This window comes from uncultured Allofournierella sp., assembly GCA_944382705.1.
GTDB lineage: Bacteria > Bacillota > Clostridia > Oscillospirales > Ruminococcaceae > Allofournierella.
Map to the genome: position 1 here is coordinate 1 of CALWNE010000040.1, position 18,586 is coordinate 18,586.

The window sequence follows — 18,586 nt, forward strand, 5'->3', positions numbered from 1 at the left end:
AACAACAATAAATTAGCTGTCGCTGCCTAATTATAGGCGGCTGTCCTGCCTGTCTTAGTACCGAACAGGGCCAGGGCATCGATTAGGTACTGAACGTGAGCAGCCTTAAGCTTTGCGGGCGGCCATGCATCTATGAAGCTACCAATGTGTCGGCCTGTTTGCCGGCCTGACACAAAGGGAATGTTGTAGACAAACTGCACCCGGAGATACTCTGGTGGACTTCTTTTCGGACGCGGGTTCGATTCCCGCCATCTCCACCAAATGAAACGCAGTCGAACCCGGCGGGAAGCCTTGATTTATCAAGGTTTCCGCCGTCCAGGTCGCTGCCCAGTAGACTACGCACTACGCTTTCCAGCGTGGTGCGTTTTTTGTTTCCACCGTCGGGATCTTGGTCGTCACGGGTCAAATTGAACTGAATAACCATCTTGTCATTTGTTGGGTATCACTGCAACATATATAAAATTTACACAAGGCAGACAAGACAGTTGCTTTATAAAGGAAACAGCAGATAAAACCCCATACACCACCGGTTGGTGAAGCAGGTAAATCACAAGCGAATGGCGCCCAATCCATTCAAGAGCAGGGCAGGTGCTGGCACGCAAATACCTCATCCAGCTATGCTGCTGGCATATAGAATTCAAATAATACCCGGCGCCAAACAAAAACACCCAGGGAATAAGGGGGAAGTAATCGGTGGAGAAAAAGTTTGCCATGGGCAGACCAAGATAGGTGGTGAACCAGTTTTGATACAATGTTGAGGGTAGCTGCAACAAGACCAACGGACCAAAGCCCAAAACGCCGCTGCTGATTTGCCGGGTAAACAAAAACATCCCCAGACACATAGCCAACCCCACAGAGGCGGGACAGCGCCGGAGCAATTGATCCAAAAGGGTAAACAAAAGCATGGCAGAGCCAAGGAAGGTAAGTACGCCAAAAATTACCCGGTTGCTTGGCATAACAGCCAGCGTAACCAAGGACAGCAGCCCGCCAGCCCCAAACACCACTGCACCCCGCTTGAACGAACGACGGCCCATAGGCTGGCAAAATCCCGAAAGAACAATAAAAGTGCAGCAGATGGCCTGTTGCCATACATGAGCGCCGGCAGAACGGTACCAGGGAGCATCCAGCCCAAACAGATAGACCAGGTCCCACATACAATGGTATGCAATCATATTGATTAAAGCCAGTCCCCGCAGGGCATCCAGCCGGTGTAAGCGATTGTGCGTCAAATCCATATTCCTCCTTCAAGAGTGCTGAACAAGCGGGCGAGAGTACAGGTGAAATTGTACCAGAAAAGCAGGATGGAGAGAAGCATAAAACACCTGGATGAGCCTGCAAAATTTTGAACTGACAGAATCCACAAAACAAAAGGCATAAAATGGTCGATTTAACAAAAGGGCTGCCTTGGTTTGAGAAAAGTTACGAAAAAACCTTGTACCAAGCGGATTTACAGACAAAGAGCACCGGCTTGATTTAAGAGGAAATCTTGCAATTTATCGAAAAAACCGATAAAAACACCTGATTCATCGGTTCCCTGAATTTTTGTTTGCGGCTAAGTATGGTATGATAATTGAGAAAGAAATACCATTGAAGCAACAGGGGAGAGTGGCCCATGAAGTACAACATTGGCATTGACATTGGTTCTACCTGCGCAAAAACCATTGTGATGGATGAACAAAACAAGATTCTTCACCGTCTGATACAACCCACCGGGTGGAGCAGTGTGGACACTGCACAAGCCATTCGCACAACGCTGGAGCAGGAGAGCTTTGCGCTGAATCAGGCTGCGGTGGTGGCCACCGGGTATGGGCGGGTAGCGGTTCCGTTTGCCAATAAATCCGTCACCGAGATTACCTGCCATGCCAAGGGAGCCTGCTATCTCCACGGAATGCAGGATCTAACCATTGTGGATATTGGTGGCCAGGATACAAAAATCATAACGGTGGCCCAAGGCAGCGTAACGGATTTTTTAATGAACGATAAGTGCTCCGCAGGGACCGGCCGGTTTTTGGAGGTAATGGCCAATACTTTAGGCTTGCGCCCCCAGGAACTGTGCGAACTGGCGGCTCAAGGCAGCGGCGTAACCATTAGTTCCCTGTGTACCGTTTTTGCTGTTTCGGAGGTTATCAGTCTGATTGGCAAAGGGGAGCAGCGGGAAAACATTGCCTACGGCGTTGTTCACTCCATTGTGCAGAAGGTAGGCGCACAAGCAAAAAAATTGCAGCAGCCCGGCGGTATCGTTTGCATGACGGGCGGACTGTGCCAATTTGAGTACCTGCGCCAAAGCCTGGCCCAAACACTGGGCTGTGCAGTGGAAGCAAGCTCGGATGGGCGGTATGCGGGGGCGATTGGTGCAGCGCTGGTAGCACATAGCCTGAAAGGAGTTTGAGCCTTCATGATTTATCTGGACAACGCAGCAACCACACTGCAAAAACCCCAAGTGGTAGTTGATGCAGTGGTGCAGGCCATGCAAACCATGGGCAACGCAGCCCGGGGCGCTCATGGCACATCGCTGGGGGCTTCCCGGGTGGTATACGATGCAAGAATGAAGATTGCCCGCCTAATGGGATGTCCTCGGCCAGACCATGTGATTTTTACGGCCAATTCAACCGAAGCGCTGAACATTGCACTGTTCGGCTTGTTTGCACCGGGGGACCATGTGATTACCACCGATTGGGAGCATAACTCGGTATTGCGGCCTCTTTACCAGCTGCAAGCAGCCCATGGGGTGGAATTGAGTTTTGTACAGGCAGACAGCCAGGGCCGATTGGATTATGCACAATTTGAAGCCTTACTGAAACCCAACACAAAGGCCATTGTCTGCACCCATGCCTCTAATTTAACAGGGGACCTGATGGATTTGCACCGCCTGGGGCGGATTGCCCGTACCCATAACTTGCTGCTGGTGGTGGATGCCTCCCAAACTGCTGGGGTACATCCCATTCACATGGAGGAAATGGGGCTGGATGTGGTGTGTTTTACTGGCCACAAAGGTTTGCTGGCACCCCAGGGGACAGGCGGCCTGTGCATCCGGCCTGGTGTGGAGATAAAGCCCTGGAAGTATGGCGGTTCAGGCATCCATTCCTACGAAACTACCCAGCCTGCCGCTTACCCCACCCGGCTGGAGGCAGGCACCCTGAACAGCCACGGCATCGCTGGTCTTTCCGCTGCTCTGGATTATATCCAGCAAACCGGCCAGCAAACCATCCGGCAGTATGAACGGCAGCTGATGGAGCGGTTTTATCAGGGGGTTTCTGCCCTGCCAGGGGTAACCGTGTACGGTGATTTTACCCAGCAAAACCGTGCGGCGATTGTAAGCCTGAACCTGTGGGATTATGATTCCGGCTTGGTATCCGATGAACTGGAGCAAACCTATGGCATTGCTACCCGGCCGGGTGCTCACTGTGCCCCCCGGCTGCACCAGGCATTGGGCACCACCCAGCAGGGGGCAGTACGCTTTAGTTTTTCCTGGTTTAATACCATGCAGGAGATAGAACAAGCCATCCAGGCCGTTGCCTGCCTTGCGGCGGAGGGCCCTTCGCCATAAGCCTAAGGCCAATCATAAAAAATCTGGTGCAGAAAATAGCCTCTTTCTGCACCCTAATAAAAAACCAGCCCTGCTTGCTGTTAAACAAGCGGGGCTGGTTTTTAATTATAAGGAGATAAATTTGCAGATGCAGCGGGCACTTATAGTTCCAGGATGGAATCCAGCTGAGAGGCGCATTCCTCTACCTGCTGACGGGAACCAACCACACAAACCGAGGCTTGCGCCACAAGTTTGTCCACTGCGGTTTTCAGGTTTGCCAGCTGGCTGGGCTCGGTGTCCAAAATCTGCTGGCGCATCTGGCATTGCTGCTGCCAGTCTATCCCACACCAATGGAACACATCGGCATTTTTGCCCTTCATGCGGGGGGTAAGCAGGGGATCGGTGTCTCCCACTGTGCCAATCATATAACCGGTTACATCCGCCTGTGCCAGTTGTTCCACAAAAGCAGGTGCCTGCCGGTAACAATCCAGAGTGCGCAAAGCGCTGGGGTCCCGGTAGGAGTAAAATCCTGCCATGCCATTGTTGCGCAGCATCATACCTGCGCCGTAAGCACCGCCCTGTACCCGCACAGCATTCCACAGGTATGCCAGCGAAACAGCGTTGCCCATAACCCGGGCCTGTCCCTCCAGGGCAGGAGCAAAGGGACCGCTCATAGCAGCAAAAGCCACATCCGAGGGCACTACAACACCCTCCCGCAGGGCTTTGCCAATGGGATGAATGGTCTGGGGCAGGCTGCGGCAGTGGATGCCCTGGGGCAGCAGCTTTTGCAGCAGAGCTACCGCTGTCAGGGCAGTGTCCTTCTGGTGGGTGGTAACGCTCAGGGTCAAACGGCCAATGGTAAACAGGCGGCTTGCCAGCTGTTCCATCTGCTGGATGACAGCTGCAATCTGGCTGTCAAAGTCGTCGGTCAGTGCCTTCAGCCACTGGTAGTAAGTGATACCATCGGCCTGTTCCCGCACAAGGCTTTCTGCGGAAAAGGAGCTGGCGGCCCGGTCGAGGGCAGAGCGGTGGCCGTTCATGGCCAGCTGCTGGAACCGTACAGAGCGATTTTGGAATACAAGCTCGCGGATTTTGTCCGGGTCATTCCACTGGGTGGTCTGCATAACCTGCTGCATCAGTTCCAGAGCTTTGGGGAGTTTTTCCTCCAGCACGCTGAGAGAGACGCACAGGAAGGTGCGGCACCGCTCAGGCTGATTTGCCAGGCCGTAGGGCTCGATGCCCCACCTCAGAGAGCCCAGCTGTGCACGGATGCGCTTTTGCAGTTCCGGTACCGGGCAATCGGCCAAATCCAGGCAGGTGACCAGCTCGCACAGCAGCGAAGCGGCGTGCAGCTCGGCAGCGGTCAGGTCATCCGCCGCAAAGTAAAGGTTCAGGTGGGCAATGCCCCCGGTGGTTTGCTGGTGGAACAGTACCGGCAAACCCTCGCAATCCAGCAAGTCGGTGGGCAGCTGCTGCGGCTGGCTGGCGATTTCCTCCAGCTTCAGCAGGGGAATGGTGGCCAAATCCTCCGGGTTATCCGGGGTGTTCTGCCACAGGTTGATTTGGTTCTGCAAGGTTTCAGCTTGCTGCTTTTGTTCGGTGCTCCAGCCCTGGTACAGCGTTTGCAAAGCCTGGGCTTCCTGGTGAGCCTGCTGCTGGCCTAAACCATGGCAAGGCTCCAGAATAACCTTGTAGCTGTGAGGCTGCTCCAAAAAGACCCGGCGGATCAGCTGTTCAAAATAACCGTCCCGGCATTTTTTACGCAGCTGCTCAAAAATATCGCCCACCAGCAGGTGCAGTTCCGGCTGGCCTCCGTACAGCCAGCTTTCCAGAACCTGAAAACCGAACACAATGCCCTGGGGATAGCTGCCGTAATCCCGCTGACGGAGCTGGAATTCCAGATTATCCAGGCAGGCGAGGATGCGCTCCTGATCCAGGCCCTGTTCAGCGGTATCTCTTAATGCCTTATGGGCCGCATCCAAAGCTGCCTGCTGCTGGTCTTGGTGTACATCCTTAATGTCCAGCAGCATCCAGGGCTGCTGGATGCCGTCCTGCAAGCTCAACTCAACATCCTTGGCTAACCCAGCAGACAGCAAGCTGTGTTTGAGGGGGGCCTGGTTGTCTCCACACAGGGTATCTGCCAGCACGGTAAGGGCAATCAAGTCTGCCCGGTCTGCAAAGGTGCAGGCTACATAGCCCTCGCCCAGGCGGGTGCGCCCCTCCAGAGCTTCCTGAGCGCTCAGCTCATAGGGCAGCGTCTGGCAGCCGCCGGATACCGGCTTTTGCATGGCAATGGGGGCTGGGGGCTGGATGGGCTGGTATTCGCTGAGGAATTCCTGGTCCAAAATGGCCAGAATTTCCTCCAGATGCACGGCGCCATCCAAAAACAGGTAGCTGTTGGATGGGTGATACAGCCGCTTGTGGGCAGCAGCAAATTCCTGATAGGTCAGGTGGGGAATAGCATCTGGATGGCCGCCAGATACCCAGCGATAGCAGGTGTCCGGGAACAAACCCCGCTGAATGGCGGAATGCAGCAGACGGTCCGGTGAGGAGAAAGCACCCTTCATCTCGTTGTACACAACACCCTTGCGGCTGAGAGTGCCCTCCGGGCTTACCTCGTAGTGCCAACCCTCCTGGTAAAAGATTTCCGGCTTTGTGTGCAGCAGGGGATGGAGTACAGCGTCCATATAAATGCGCATCAGGTTTAATAAATCCTGGTGGTTACGGCTGGAAACAGGATAAAAGGTCTTATCCGGGAAGGTAATCGCATTCAAAAAAGTATTCATGGAGCTTTTTAATAGCTCCACAAAGGGCTCCTTCACTGGATACCGGCGGGAGCCGCACAGCACCGAGTGCTCCAAAATATGAAAAATGCCTGTGTCATCCCAGGGCTGAGTTTGGAATGCAATGCCAAAGGTCTTGTTTTCTTCGGCCCGGTCCAGCCACACCAGGCGGGCGCCGCTGCCAGGGTGATCCATCTCCCAAAGAGTGGCCTCCAGCTCCGGCAAGGGCTGCTTGCGGCGAACAACAAATCCATGAATGTTTTGATTTAAATTCATCTCAAAAACTCCTTTGTTGTAAATGATGGCAAGGAATAGAGAAACCATTCAGCTTAAAGGAATTAAGCAGTTGGTATATCTCTTACTATAACAAGTTTTGTGCTGCCGCGCAAAGTAAAATTTGAAAAATAAAACAAAAAAGAGAAAAACGGCAAAAAATAAAAGTCGGGGGGATTGGCAACAAAAGGGGCTTTCGAACACAGGTTTTAAAGGGGAAACGATCGGATGTTTGGGTAAGCGGGAACAAAAGCCATTGGATCAATAAGCACAGTAAAGAATAAAAAAGAGGTGAGACTTAAAAAAACACAGGCTACACAGTTCCTAACGGGCAAATTTTGTGCTATAATGCAAACAGCGCAGCAATTTAGCAAGCCAAAGTGCACTGCGCAGCCAACAATCCTTGCAGCTCCACAGCAATAGCTGGTGAGAGGCTGCAAGCCTTTGAAGGAGGTTTTTTACAGATGGTAAGATGCAGCACCGGCGGCGTGTACTACGCCAATGGCCAGTGGATTCATGCAAACGAGCAGGCAGCCGCCAAGCTCAGCGCAATGGGCTTTAACGAGCAGCAGCAACAGCAGGCGCACACCGGCACCATTGCATGGGGGATTTTGCAGGCGCATAACCAAAGTGCAGATGCTCAGGCGCTCCAGCTGAAATTTGATGCCATGGCCAGCCATGACATTACCTTTGTAGGCATTGTCCAAACAGCCCGGGCTTCCGGTCTGGAAAAATTTCCGGTGCCCTATGTGCTTACCAACTGCCATAACAGTCTGTGTGCAGTGGGCGGCACCATCAACGAGGACGACCATCTGTTTGGTCTTTCTGCGGCCAAAAAGTATGGCGGTATTTTTGTACCGCCGCACCTGGCTGTCATCCACCAGTATATGCGTGAGATGTATGCAGGCTGCGGTAAAATGATTTTGGGCTCCGACAGTCATACCCGTTACGGCGCTTTGGGAACTATGGCCATTGGTGAAGGCGGCGGCGAGCTGGCAAAACAGCTGCTGGGTCGAACCTACGATGTGGCCTGTCCGGGTGTGGTGGCAGTATCTCTGACCGGGGCACCTGTGCCCGGCGTTGGCCCTCAGGATGTGGCGCTTGCCATCATCGGTGCGGTGTTCAAGAATGGGTATGTGAAAAATAAGGTCATGGAGTTTGTGGGCCCCGGCATCGCAAACCTGCCGCTGGAGTACCGCAGTGGCATTGATGTAATGACCACCGAAACCACCTGCCTTTCCAGCATCTGGTGTACCGACGAAATCACCAAGGAGTACCTGGCCATTCATGGCCGTGTGCAGGACTACAAGCTCCTGGCTCCTGCATCTCTGGCTTACTATGATGGCCTGGTGGAGGTGGATTTGTCGCAGATTCGGCCCATGATTGCCCTGCCCATGCACCCCTCCAATGTGTACACCATTCAGGAATTGAACGAAAATCTGGAGGACATCCTGCACAAGACCGAGCAGGATTGCAAAGCCCTGCTGGATGGCAAGGTAACGCTGGATTTGGTAAGCAAAATCGAAAACGGCAAACTTCGGGTAGACCAGGGCGTTATTGCAGGCTGTGCCGGCGGTATGTACTCTAACATCTGCGAAGCTGCACAGATTTTGGAAGGCCACACCGGCGGCAACGGGGAGTATGCCCTCAGCGTTTACCCCAGCAGCCAGCCCACCATGATGGCCCTCACCCGCAACGGTGCACTCACCACCCTTATGGCCAGTGGTGCTACCATCCGCACTGCTTTCTGTGGTCCCTGCTTCGGTGCAGGTGATGTGCCGGCCAATGGTTCGCTGAGCATCCGTCACACCACCCGTAACTTCCCCAGCCGGGAAGGTTCCAAGCCGGGCAGCGGCCAGATTGCAGGAGTGGCCCTGATGGATGCCCGCTCTATTGCAGCTACCACCCGTAACGGCGGCATTCTGACCCCTGCAACGGACATTGAGTATACTCCCCATATTCCGGAGTACAGCTTTGATGATTCCAGCTACCGCAGCCGTGTGTACGCCGGTTACGGCAAGGGCGATAGCCAGGAGGCACTGCGCCTGGGTCCCAACATCAAGGACTGGCCTGAAATCCAGCCTCTGCCGGAGAACCTGGTGCTGGAGGTTGCCAGCTTTATTACCGACCCTGTAACCACTACCGATGAACTGATTCCCAGCGGCGAAACCAGCTCCTACCGTTCCAACCCGCTGGGCTTGGCAGAGTTTACCCTCAGCCGTAAAGACCCCGCCTATGTGGGCCGGGCCAAAGCAGTACAGGCCAAGGAGCAGGCCCGTGCCAAAGGCCAGGCCGATGACCGGCTGCTGGAGCAGCTTCGGCAGGTTCCGGGCTGCGAAGAACTTACCTGGCAGCAGGTGGGTATTGCATCCACAATTTATGCAGTAAAGCCCGGTGATGGTTCCGCACGGGAGCAGGCGGCCAGCTGCCAGCGTGTTCTGGGGGCAGGCGCCAATATCGTGCAGGAGTATGCTACCAAGCGGTACCGCTCCAATCTGATTAACTGGGGCATGCTGCCCTTCCAGCTGGATGGTCCCGTACCCTTTGCCCTGGGAGACACCATTCTGGTTCCTCAGATTCGCAAGGCGCTGGAAGGCGATTTAAATCAAATCCCTGCCTATGTGGTAAAAGAGGGCAGCGTTCTGCCCTTTGTATTGCACATGGCTCCTCTTACTCAGGCAGAGCGGCAGATTCTGCTGGATGGCTGCCTGATTAACTACTACAAGCAACACTAAAGGTTAGCGGCATTGCTGCGCTCTTTTGGCTTGGTTCTTTGGCACAAAAGAGCGCAGCTTTTTTACAATTTAAAATGGTAAATATAGGGTGCTAAAACAGATTGAACCAAACAGACGAAAGTCAAGGTTGGCTGAAATTTCCATAAAATGGAATTTGAACAAAAAATTCGACAAGACCTGTCAAGGCTAAAAAGGTATACTGGTTCCAGGATGAACATCGTGCAAAGTAGGGGCAGCAACAAGCAATAGGGCGAAATTGCCTGCTGGTACTAAAAGAGAGGAAGGATTTTTTTGATGACATTTCAGGTGACGCAGGAAATTATGCTGGATACAGCAGGGCAGGAGGTAATGATGTATGGCCTTAGTACCCACTGTGGAATGCAGTTTTCTGCCATTAGTCCTCATCGGCAGCAGGTGTGCCAGATGGCCCAGTTGCTGAACAGCCCCCAGGTGGAAGCGGTGCACCAGCTGGATTTGCTGGAGGACATGGTGCAGCAGCTTTATATGGAGGATTGAATCATCCTAAGCTCCCCTGAGCCTGTGGGTCTGAATTGTGTGCGGGGGCGCTAAAAATTACCAATATAAAAAACGGCTAACTGAGTTTTGCGGCCCAGTTAGCCGTTTTGTTTTTATTATGCAAACGATTTACTTGTTTTCACAGGCCACAGGAACACCGCAGACAGACCCTAAAAAGGACAAAATTCCCCAAAAATCACTGCCAGTGCATTGCGCAGTGCAAAAAATGTGATATAATAAGCCTTATAAGCATAAGGAAGTTGTTTGGGCATTGATGCGTGTTGATGCCGAATAGCTGCGTTGCTTCGTTTTTTACGCAAACTGTATTTCAGAAACTTACAAGGCAGAAGGGGGGCAGTGCTTGTGGCAGGAGATTTGCACACCCATACCACATTTTCGGACGGTTCGCTTCAGGCAGCTGTGCTGCCGCTGCTGGCAGCCCGCGCTGGTTTGAGCCATCTGGCTGTCTCGGATCACGACTCCATGGAGTCGGTAAAGTTTGGCTACGACAACATTCTCAGAGAAGGTGTTCGCCTGATTCCAGCCACCGAGCTGACTGCCTTTGATTTTCAGCGGCAGCGCCGGGTACACCTGCTCTGTTACTGGCCGGACATGAACTCTCCCGATTTGCGGGAGCATTGCACCCTTATGGGACGCCGCCGAAACGAAGCGGTGAACAAAAGTGTGCAGCAGTTGGAAGCAATGCTGCCCCAATTTAAAGCGGAAGACCTGCGCCCTTATCTGGCGGACAGCGGTGTGCTGTACAAGTCTACCGTAATGCAGCTGCTGGTGCAGTACGGCCTGGCAGATGGCATTTATAAACAAACCTACCAGGAGTTGTTCGGCACTCCCGGCGGTAAGATACTGCATGACCCGCCTTACCAAACGGTAGAACAGGTGTTAGAGGTAGCTCGCAAGGCCAGAGGTGTGGTGGTGTTTGCGCACCCTAGTGTGTATGACAGCATGGAGCTGGTAACCGAACTGGTGAAGGCGGGCAAAATTGATGGAGTTGAAATCGAGCATCCCCGCAATACCCCGCAGGATAAAGAGCAGCTTTATAAGCTTGCAAAAGAGTATGATTTGATTGTAACCGGAGGCAGTGATTTTCACGGCCAAAACACTGGCAGGCCACGGCCTTTGGGAATGTGTACCACGGCCAGCCAGGAGATTCTTTGTCTGGAAGCTCTTGCACAAAAACGCAAGGGATGTTAATGCCATAACGCCCGGCTATGCTCGTTTTTAAAAGAGTATACAGCAAAGGGCGATGGAATATTTGCACATCGGCTTCGATGTCAGGAATTAGCAAGGAGATACAACCATGACTTACACCTATCAAAACAAAGGAGTGTGCTCTCGCAGCACCACCGTGACCCTTAGTGAGAGCGGCATTATTCAGGAGGTCACCGTCGTAGGCGGCTGCGACGGCAATCTGAAAGGCATCTGCAAGCTGTTGCAGGGTATGCCTGCCGAGGAGGCTATCCGCCGTATGGAAGGCGGCACCTGCGGCCCTCGTTCCACCTCCTGCCCCGACCAGATTGCCAATGCTCTGAAGGAAGCTCTGGCTCAGAAGGAGCAAAAGCAGTAATGCAGGGCAAGGGCCATCCTTTGTTGAGGTGAGCCATACTTGTAAAATCAAACACCCCGATGCATTGCATCGGGGTGTTGTTGTTTACTATGCAGTTAGGTGCATTGCAAGCTGTTCATCAAGCCTATGTCTGCCGCTGCAAAAAGGCCTTGCGGGCAGCGAAGTAGCACTGGGGACAAAGGCTTTGGTATTCCACGCTGTGTTTGCCTTCGTCAATCACCACCTGGGCTCCTTCAAACACAAATTCCCCGTTGATTTTACGCCCGTTAAAGGTGGCTTTACGGCCACAGGTGCAGATGGTTTTCATCTCCTCAATGGCGTGGGCCAGCTCCAGCAGGCGGGTAGAACCGGGAAAACCCTGAAGCAAAAAGTCGGTACGAAGGCCATAGGCAATGACAGGGATATTCAGCTCTACGGTAATTGCCAGCAGCTGTTCCACCTGGACAGGGGTAAAAAACTGGCTTTCATCGGTGAGAATACAGGCCGGAGCCGCAGTGCGGGTGATAAGTTCCTGCACCATTTCAAACAAATCCAGGGTAGGGGTGGCCACAATATCCACCATGCGGGTTACGCCCAGGCGGCTTACCAATTTATCGCCGCCTTTGGTATCCACACTGGGTTTAATAACCAACACCTGCATGCCCCGTTCCTCGTAGTTATGGGCAACCTGCATCAGGGCGGTGCTTTTGCCGCTGTTCATTGCACCGTATCGAAAATACAATTTAGCCATGGGCGAAATCCTCTGGGAGCAATCAGGTGTTGCGCAGGCGGTAGCCCAGGCTCATCAGGCTGTCACCCAGGTGGGCATTTTCCACGGTAACATCCGGATAGGGGATAGACAGATCGTAGTGGCTGAAGTTCCAAAAGCCCTTGATGCCCAGCTCCACCAACCGGCCAGAAACCTCTTTTGCGCCTTCCCGAGGCAGACAAAGCACAGCCACCACCGGCTGATGCTGGCGGCAGAACTCCTCCAGCTCATTGATATGGTGGATGGGAATGCCGTCCAGATTTTTGCCCACCAGTTCCTGCTGGCAGTCAAATACAGCCAGCAGATGATAACCGTTGGTGTCTGTGGTCAGAAAGCGGGAAACAGCGGTGCCCAAACGGCCTGCGCCAATTAAAATGGTGGGCAGCTTTTCGCCATCGCCAAACAGCAGCCGGCCAATCTCATGCATAAGAACATCCACATTGTAGCCAATGCCCTGCTGGCCAAACCCGCCAAAGCAGTTGAAATCCTGGCGTACCTGGCTGGCAGTGGTGCCCATCATGCGGGCCAGCTCACTGGAAGAAACCTTGGTTACACCGTTCAGCTGCATCTGGCGAATGTAACGGTAGTACTTGGGAAGTCGTTTGATTACGGGTAGAGAAACTTTGCCCTGTGCGTTGTTCATAGTTAAATCACCATCTCCGAGTTGAAAGTAAAACGAGCCGGACCCTATTAGCCCAGCCTCTAACAAGCGGGAAAAACTTCAAAACATCCAGCCTGGCCGAACAGCCAAGGCACAAATGAGGAAGGCACCCGGTTTGAAATTGCTTTTTCATATTTATAATAGCGGAAATCTGTTGTATTTGTCAAATAGAGAATAGCCGAAATTTTGGTGCATAGCCAGGCTTCTGGAGGGCAAACTGTTAAAAAAGCAGTAAAGGAGAGGAAGTTTATGGCACAAAATCAGCCGCAGCCCACCGATGCCCAGATAGAGCAGGAAAAAATGGAGCAGGATTACATGATGCAAACCGGCTCGATTATCAAAACAAAGGGGCAGCACTCAATCCATTGCCTCACGGTGGTGGGCCTTATCGAAGGCCATGTGGAAGCCGGGCAGGGGCAAAAGGTAACCAAATACGAGCATGTCATTCCCCAACTGGTAGCCATTCAGGAGGATCCGGCCATCCAGGGGCTGCTGGTGATTCTCAACACAGTGGGCGGGGATGTGGAAGCTGGTCTGGCACTGGCAGAACTTATCAGTGGTGTGGGCAAACCCAGTGCCACGCTGGTGCTGGGGGGCGGGCATTCCATCGGTATTCCTCTGGCGGTAAGTGCTCAGCGAAGCTTTATTGTGCCAACTGCCACCATGACCATCCACCCGGTGCGTCACTCCGGCTTGGTACTGGGTGTTCCCCAGACCATGCGTTATTTTGAGCAGATGCAGGAGCGAATTGCCGGTTTTGTTGAAAGTCATTCCAAAATTTCCAAGGAACGCTTTGTGGAGCTGATGATGCACACCGGCGAGCTGGTAATGGATGTGGGCACGGTGCTGGAAGGCCCACGGGCCGTGGAGGAGGGCCTTATTGACCAGCTGGGCGGCTTGGCGGATGCTTTGGAGTATCTGTACCGGGAAATCGAAGCCCAGCAGCCCCCGGCTCTGCAGGAATAGACTTTTACAACCATTGGTTTTGTGCTATAATAGAACAACATATGGGTGCAATTCCGGTATGAGATGGAGTTGCACCCTGTTCCATCCATTCGGGCAGCTGGCTGGCCTCACCTGGAGGCTGGCCCCGCCTTTCTGTGTAAATTTGTTAGTAAGGGTAGGTTAGCTATGGCACAAAAAAAGAAAACCACAGCCCGTTCCGGCAGTTCCAGCCGCAGCGGCAAATCGGCAGCAGGGCGCAGCAAGCGCCCTCAGCCGGATTTAGCCCAAAGCTGGAGTATTCTGCTGTTTGGCTTGGGAGCTGTGTTTATAACAATGGGCTTTGTAGAGGGCCAGTCCGCATGGGCTTGGCTGCGCAGTGTTTTGTTTGGCGTGTTTGGGTTCAGTATGTATCTGCTGGGGCCGCTCATGCTGCATCTGGCCGTGTTGGTGGCACTTGGCAGGCCAATCTGGAACAGGCTTGCAAAATCACTATTACTTATGATGATTTTGTGCGGTACATCCGTGGTCTTTTCTACCATTGACCTGGTGGATATCAGCTTTGGCCGTGCAGTGGTGTTACTGTACGAAAACGGCCAGTCCCTAATGGGTGGCGGCCTAATAGGCGGTATTGTGGGGGGAACCTTGCTGGCCCTTTGCGGTCATCCTGCTGCAAACATCCTTCTGCTGGTGTTCTTGGTGGCGATGCTTATGTGGTACTTCGGTATTACTCCGGGTGATTTGTGGCAAGCTGCCGAAGGACATATTCAGGACTGGCAGCAGGACCGGGAGGCCGCCCGCATCCAGCGGGAGGAATGGGAAGCAGAGCAGGCCCGCCGCCAGCCGGTGGTGCGTCAGCCTGCCCGGCGCAGCGTACAGGAATATGAGCCGGAGGAATGGGAGGAAGAACCCGTTCGGCAAGATCCTCACGCAGCCTTTGCCAGCCGGTTCCGTCGCCGCCCAGCCCAGGTGGACATTGATTTAGGGCCAGACCCCGAAATTACCCAGCCGGAGGAGCCGGTCTACGGCCCCGGCGGCACCTTTGGAATGTATCCCCCGGCAGAAGAAAGCAGCGAGTTTGCTACCCAGCTGTTTGAGGAGGAGTCTGCCCAGGAAGAATTGGGATTTGAGCCTTACCCCAAGCCGGAGGGTGTAGCCATGGAAATGAGCTTTCATGATGCACAGCCGCAAGAGGACGAGCCGCCCTTTATGCTGGACGAGCCGGTGCCTTTGGACAACAACCTGGATGATTTGGTGCAAAAAGCCATGGTGCCGGGGCAGACAGCAGCACAGGAGGCACTCCAGCCCCTGAATCCTGCTGCGGCTGAAACAAAACCAGAACAGCCGCAGGAGCTTCAGCAGCCGCCAGCCTACCAGTATCCTCCTCTGGATTTGTTTGAAAAATCCGTAAACACCGAAGACCCCGGTGTGGAGGAGGAAATGAAAAAGAATGCGGAGATTTTGGTGGGCACACTGGATAGTTTTGGTGTTAAAACCCGTGTGCTGGACATCTGCCGTGGCCCCTCGGTCACTCGCTACGAGCTCCAGCCTCAAGCAGGTGTAAAAATCAGCCGTATCACCGGCCTGGCCGATGACATCGCCCTCAATCTGGCGGCGGCAGGGGTGCGTATTGAAGCACCCATTCCTGGCAAGCCAGCGGTGGGCGTAGAGGTGCCCAACCGCAAATCCAGCCCGGTGGGCATTCGGGGGATTTTTGAATCCCAGGCTTATACCCGAAGCGCATCACCCTTGACGCTGGCACTGGGTAAGGACATTGCAGGCAACTCTCAGGTAGCGGATCTGTGCAAGATGCCCCATCTGCTGATTGCCGGTTCCACAGGCAGTGGTAAATCCGTTTGCGTTAACAGCATCATCATCAGCTTTTTGTATAAAGCCAGCCCGGAGGATGTAAAACTTATCCTTATTGACCCCAAGGTGGTAGAACTGGCCGAATACAACGGCATTCCCCATCTGCTTATGCCGGTGGTTACCGAGCCCCGCAAGGCAGCGGGTGCCCTTGGCAGTGCGGTGGCGGAGATGGAGCGGCGGTACCACGAATTCGCTGCCCGCAATGTGCGTGACATCAAAAGCTACAACCGAATGGCTGCCGAGCAGGAGGACATGGAAAAGATGCCCTACATTGCCATCATCATCGATGAGCTGGCGGACTTGATGATGGTTGCAGGCAAAGAAGTGGAAGACTACATCTGCCGTATTGCCCAAAAGGCCCGTGCGGCAGGCATGCACCTGATTGTGGCAACCCAGCGCCCCAGCGTGGATGTTATCACCGGTCTGATTAAAGCCAACATTCCAAGCCGCATTGCCTTCGCTGTATCCAGCCAGGTGGACAGCCGCACCATTCTGGATGCAGGCGGTGCCGAAAAACTACTGGGCATGGGCGATATGCTCTTTATGCCGGTGGGTGCATCCAAGCCCCTGCGAATCCAGGGTACTTATGTGAAGGATGAAGAAATCAGCGGTGTGTTGGATTTCATCAAGCAGGGCGGCGGTGCCCAATACGACGAAGCCATGATTGCCGAGATGGAAAAGAAGGCACTGCCAGAAAAAGCTGGCAGCGGCAGCGATGGTTCCGAAGAGGATAACAAGGATCCGGCACTGGAGCAGGCCGTGGAAGTGGTCATTGAAGCTGGTCAGGCATCCACCAGCCTGTTGCAGCGCAAGTGCAAATTGGGCTATGCCCGTGCGGCCCGCATTATGGATGAGATGGAGCAGATGGGTGTTATTGGCCCATACCAGGGAGCAAAGCCCCGGGAAGTACTGATTAACCGCCAGCAATGGATTGAGCGGTGTATGCGTACCGATGCACCTGCTCCGGTTCCCGATGAGCTGCTGTAATTAAAACAAAGTGCCGCAAAAGGGTGGACGGTACCCCCGGTTATCTGGTACAATTTGAATGCCCCCGAAAGGCTATAAAGGGCCGTTCGGGGGCATTGTACCCTGTACAAGCAAGCAGAAGGGCCGGTGAAGGCTGCTTCTGCGGTCAGCCCGGCGGCAGCGGTTGAAGCTGGGCCAATCAAAAGGAGAGAAATAATGCAGCAAGGAACAATGTTTCTGCCCATCAGCCAGGAGGATATGCGTCAGCGTGGTTGGGAGCAGTTGGATTTTGTGCTGGTGATGGGCGATGCCTATGTGGACCATCCCAGCTTTGGCCCTGCCATCATTGGCCGGGTGCTGGAGTCTCAGGGCTATAAGGTGGGCGTCATCAGCCAGCCGGACTATACCACCTGCGAAAGCATGAAGGTGCTGGGCAAGCCCAAATATGGCTTTTTTATTGGCGGCGGCAATGTGGATAGCATGGTGGCCCACTACTCTGTGGCCAAAGTGCGCCGCAAGATGGATGAATATACCCCTGGTGGTGTGGCCGGAAAGCGGCCGGATCGCAGCGCCACGGTCTACACCCAGCTGGCAAAGCAGGCGTATCCAGATTTGCCGGTGGTGCTTGGTGGCCTGGAGGCCAGCTTGCGCCGTTTTGCCCATTATGATTATTGGCTGGATACGGTCCTGCCCAGCATTGTAGAAACTTCTGGGGCAGACCTGGTGAGTTTTGGCATGAGCGAACATCAAACCATCGAGATTGCTCGGCGGTTGGCAGCAGGGGAGCCTGCAAGCTCGATTCAGGATGTGGCAGGTACCTGTTACATCACCGATTTTGCCCATCTGCCCACCAAGTACATCGAATGTGCCGGTTTTCATAAGGTGAGCACAGATAAGGTAGCCTATGCGAAGGCTTGCCGCATTCAGATGGACAACCAGGACTCTGTCACCGGCCAGCCTATTGTGCAAAAGCAGGAAAAAGGGTATCTGGTACAGAATCCTCCTGCAACGCCCCTCACCCGCAGGGAGCTGGACTGGGTGGCATCGCTGCCATATACCCGTACCTACCACCCCAGCTACGAAGCTTTGGGCGGTGTACCTGCCATCGAGGAGGTGGAATATTCCATCATCCACAACCGTGGCTGCTATGGCGGCTGTAATTTCTGCGCCATTACTCTGCACCAGGGGCGCCGTGTTACAAGCCGTAGTGTGGACAGTGTGGTAGCCGAGGGAGAGCTGCTCACCAAGCAGCCCGGGTTTAAGTGCTACATCCATGATGTAGGCGGACCCACAGCCAATTTCCGGCTGCCCAGCTGTGCCAAGCAGATGACCGAGGGTATGTGCCAGAGCGGCAAAAAATGCATGGCGCCTGGGCCTTGTCCTCATTTAATTCTGGACCATACCGAATACCTGACCATGCTGCGCCGTCTGCGACAGCTGCCCGGTGTAAAAAAGGTGTTCATCCGCAGCGGCATTCGCTACGATTACCTTACCTGGGATAAGGACGAAACCTTCTTTAAGGAACTGGTGGAGCATCATGTATCCGGCCAGCTCAAGGTAGCGCCGGAGCACTGTGCTCCCAACACCCTCAAATATATGGGCAAGCCGCCGGTAGAGGTTTATAACAAGTTTTCCAAGCGTTTTTACGAGCTGACCAAGCAGGTGGGCAAAAAGCAGTATCTGGTGCCCTACCTGATGAGCAGCCATCCCGGAAGCACCCTGGAAGATGCAGTTTATTTGGCGGAGTATCTGTATAAAAATAATATCCGCCCAGAGCAGGTGCAGGACTTCTATCCCACCCCCGGCACGGTGTCCACCTGTATGTTCTATACCGGGCTGGACCCCTACACCCTCAAGCCTGTTTTTGTGGAAAAGAATCCAGAAGGCAAGGCGTTGCAGCGCGCATTGCTTCAGTCCTACGAACCCCGCAACGCAGCGAAGGTGGTGAAGGCGCTGCACAAAACCCATCGGGAGGATTTGAT

Annotated in this window: 13 protein-coding genes and 1 other RNA gene; 10 read left to right on the forward strand and 4 right to left on the reverse strand. The window is 53.9% G+C overall.

The window, feature by feature from the left end; all coding sequences use genetic code 11:
• Positions 1-260, forward strand: a transfer-messenger RNA (tmRNA) gene (ssrA, locus tag ACH2EM_RS05740); the annotation flags it as partial.
• A 168-nt stretch (positions 261-428) separates the two neighbouring features.
• Here ssrA and ACH2EM_RS05745 read toward each other — a convergent pair.
• Positions 429-1,235: a heparan-alpha-glucosaminide N-acetyltransferase domain-containing protein gene (locus ACH2EM_RS05745; protein ID WP_395151176.1), complete on the reverse strand. Its 807-nt coding sequence runs from the start codon at positions 1,233-1,235 to the stop codon at positions 429-431.
• Positions 1,236-1,612: 377 nt separating this feature from the next.
• On the opposite strand from ACH2EM_RS05745, the gene ACH2EM_RS05750 reads away from it, so the two are divergent.
• Both ACH2EM_RS05750 and ACH2EM_RS05755 read left to right on the forward strand, forming a co-directional pair.
• On the forward strand, positions 1,613-2,389 hold the full coding sequence (locus ACH2EM_RS05750; RefSeq protein WP_395151177.1) for an acyl-CoA dehydratase activase: 777 nt from the start codon (positions 1,613-1,615) through the stop codon (positions 2,387-2,389).
• Between the two features lie 6 nt (positions 2,390-2,395).
• Positions 2,396-3,547, forward strand: coding sequence for an aminotransferase class V-fold PLP-dependent enzyme (locus ACH2EM_RS05755; RefSeq protein WP_395151178.1), 1,152 nt, complete (start codon positions 2,396-2,398; stop codon positions 3,545-3,547).
• Between the two features lie 140 nt (positions 3,548-3,687).
• On the opposite strand, the gene ACH2EM_RS05760 is transcribed toward ACH2EM_RS05755, so the two are convergent.
• Positions 3,688-6,585 carry an insulinase family protein gene (locus tag ACH2EM_RS05760; RefSeq protein ID WP_395151179.1) on the reverse strand — a complete coding sequence of 966 codons (2,898 nt, stop codon included), beginning with the start codon at positions 6,583-6,585 and terminating at the stop codon, positions 3,688-3,690.
• A 461-nt stretch (positions 6,586-7,046) separates the two neighbouring features.
• Between ACH2EM_RS05760 and ACH2EM_RS05765 the strand changes: the two genes are divergently transcribed.
• The 4 genes from ACH2EM_RS05765 (at position 7,047) to ACH2EM_RS05780 (ending at position 11,418) form a co-directional block, all read left to right on the forward strand.
• Positions 7,047-9,317, forward strand: a complete 2,271-nt coding sequence (locus tag ACH2EM_RS05765; protein ID WP_395151180.1) for a hydratase — start codon at positions 7,047-7,049, stop codon at positions 9,315-9,317.
• Between the two features lie 291 nt (positions 9,318-9,608).
• Entirely contained in the window at positions 9,609-9,833 is a 225-nt protein-coding gene (locus ACH2EM_RS05770) for a hypothetical protein (RefSeq protein WP_395151181.1), read from the forward strand.
• Positions 9,834-10,196: 363 nt separating this feature from the next.
• A complete protein-coding gene (locus ACH2EM_RS05775) occupies positions 10,197-11,045 on the forward strand; it encodes a PHP domain-containing protein (RefSeq protein WP_395151182.1) in 849 nt (282 codons plus the stop codon).
• Positions 11,046-11,151: 106 nt separating this feature from the next.
• Positions 11,152-11,418, forward strand: a complete 267-nt coding sequence (locus ACH2EM_RS05780; protein WP_395151183.1) for a TIGR03905 family TSCPD domain-containing protein — start codon at positions 11,152-11,154, stop codon at positions 11,416-11,418.
• 124 nt (positions 11,419-11,542) lie between these two features.
• Here ACH2EM_RS05780 and ACH2EM_RS05785 read toward each other — a convergent pair whose 3' ends face one another.
• Together ACH2EM_RS05785 and ACH2EM_RS05790 are read right to left on the reverse strand one after the other, a co-directional pair.
• The gene (locus tag ACH2EM_RS05785) at positions 11,543-12,148 is read right to left on the reverse strand and encodes a thymidine kinase (protein ID WP_395151184.1); all 606 of its coding nucleotides are present in this window, start codon (positions 12,146-12,148) and stop codon (positions 11,543-11,545) included.
• Between the two features lie 22 nt (positions 12,149-12,170).
• Positions 12,171-12,809 carry a redox-sensing transcriptional repressor Rex gene (locus ACH2EM_RS05790; RefSeq protein ID WP_395151185.1) on the reverse strand — a complete coding sequence of 213 codons (639 nt, stop codon included), beginning with the start codon at positions 12,807-12,809 and terminating at the stop codon, positions 12,171-12,173.
• Positions 12,810-13,127: 318 nt separating this feature from the next.
• Between ACH2EM_RS05790 and ACH2EM_RS05795 the strand changes: the two genes are divergently transcribed.
• The 3 genes from ACH2EM_RS05795 to ACH2EM_RS05805 form a co-directional block, all read left to right on the forward strand.
• A complete protein-coding gene (locus ACH2EM_RS05795; protein WP_395151188.1) occupies positions 13,128-13,793 on the forward strand; it encodes a ClpP family protease in 666 nt (221 codons plus the stop codon).
• A gap of 165 nt (positions 13,794-13,958) precedes the next feature.
• Entirely contained in the window at positions 13,959-16,625 is a 2,667-nt protein-coding gene (locus ACH2EM_RS05800) for a DNA translocase FtsK 4TM domain-containing protein (protein ID WP_395151186.1), read from the forward strand.
• Positions 16,626-16,820: 195 nt separating this feature from the next.
• A partial coding sequence (locus ACH2EM_RS05805; protein ID WP_395151187.1) for a YgiQ family radical SAM protein occupies positions 16,821-18,586 on the forward strand: 1,766 nt, incomplete at its 3' end.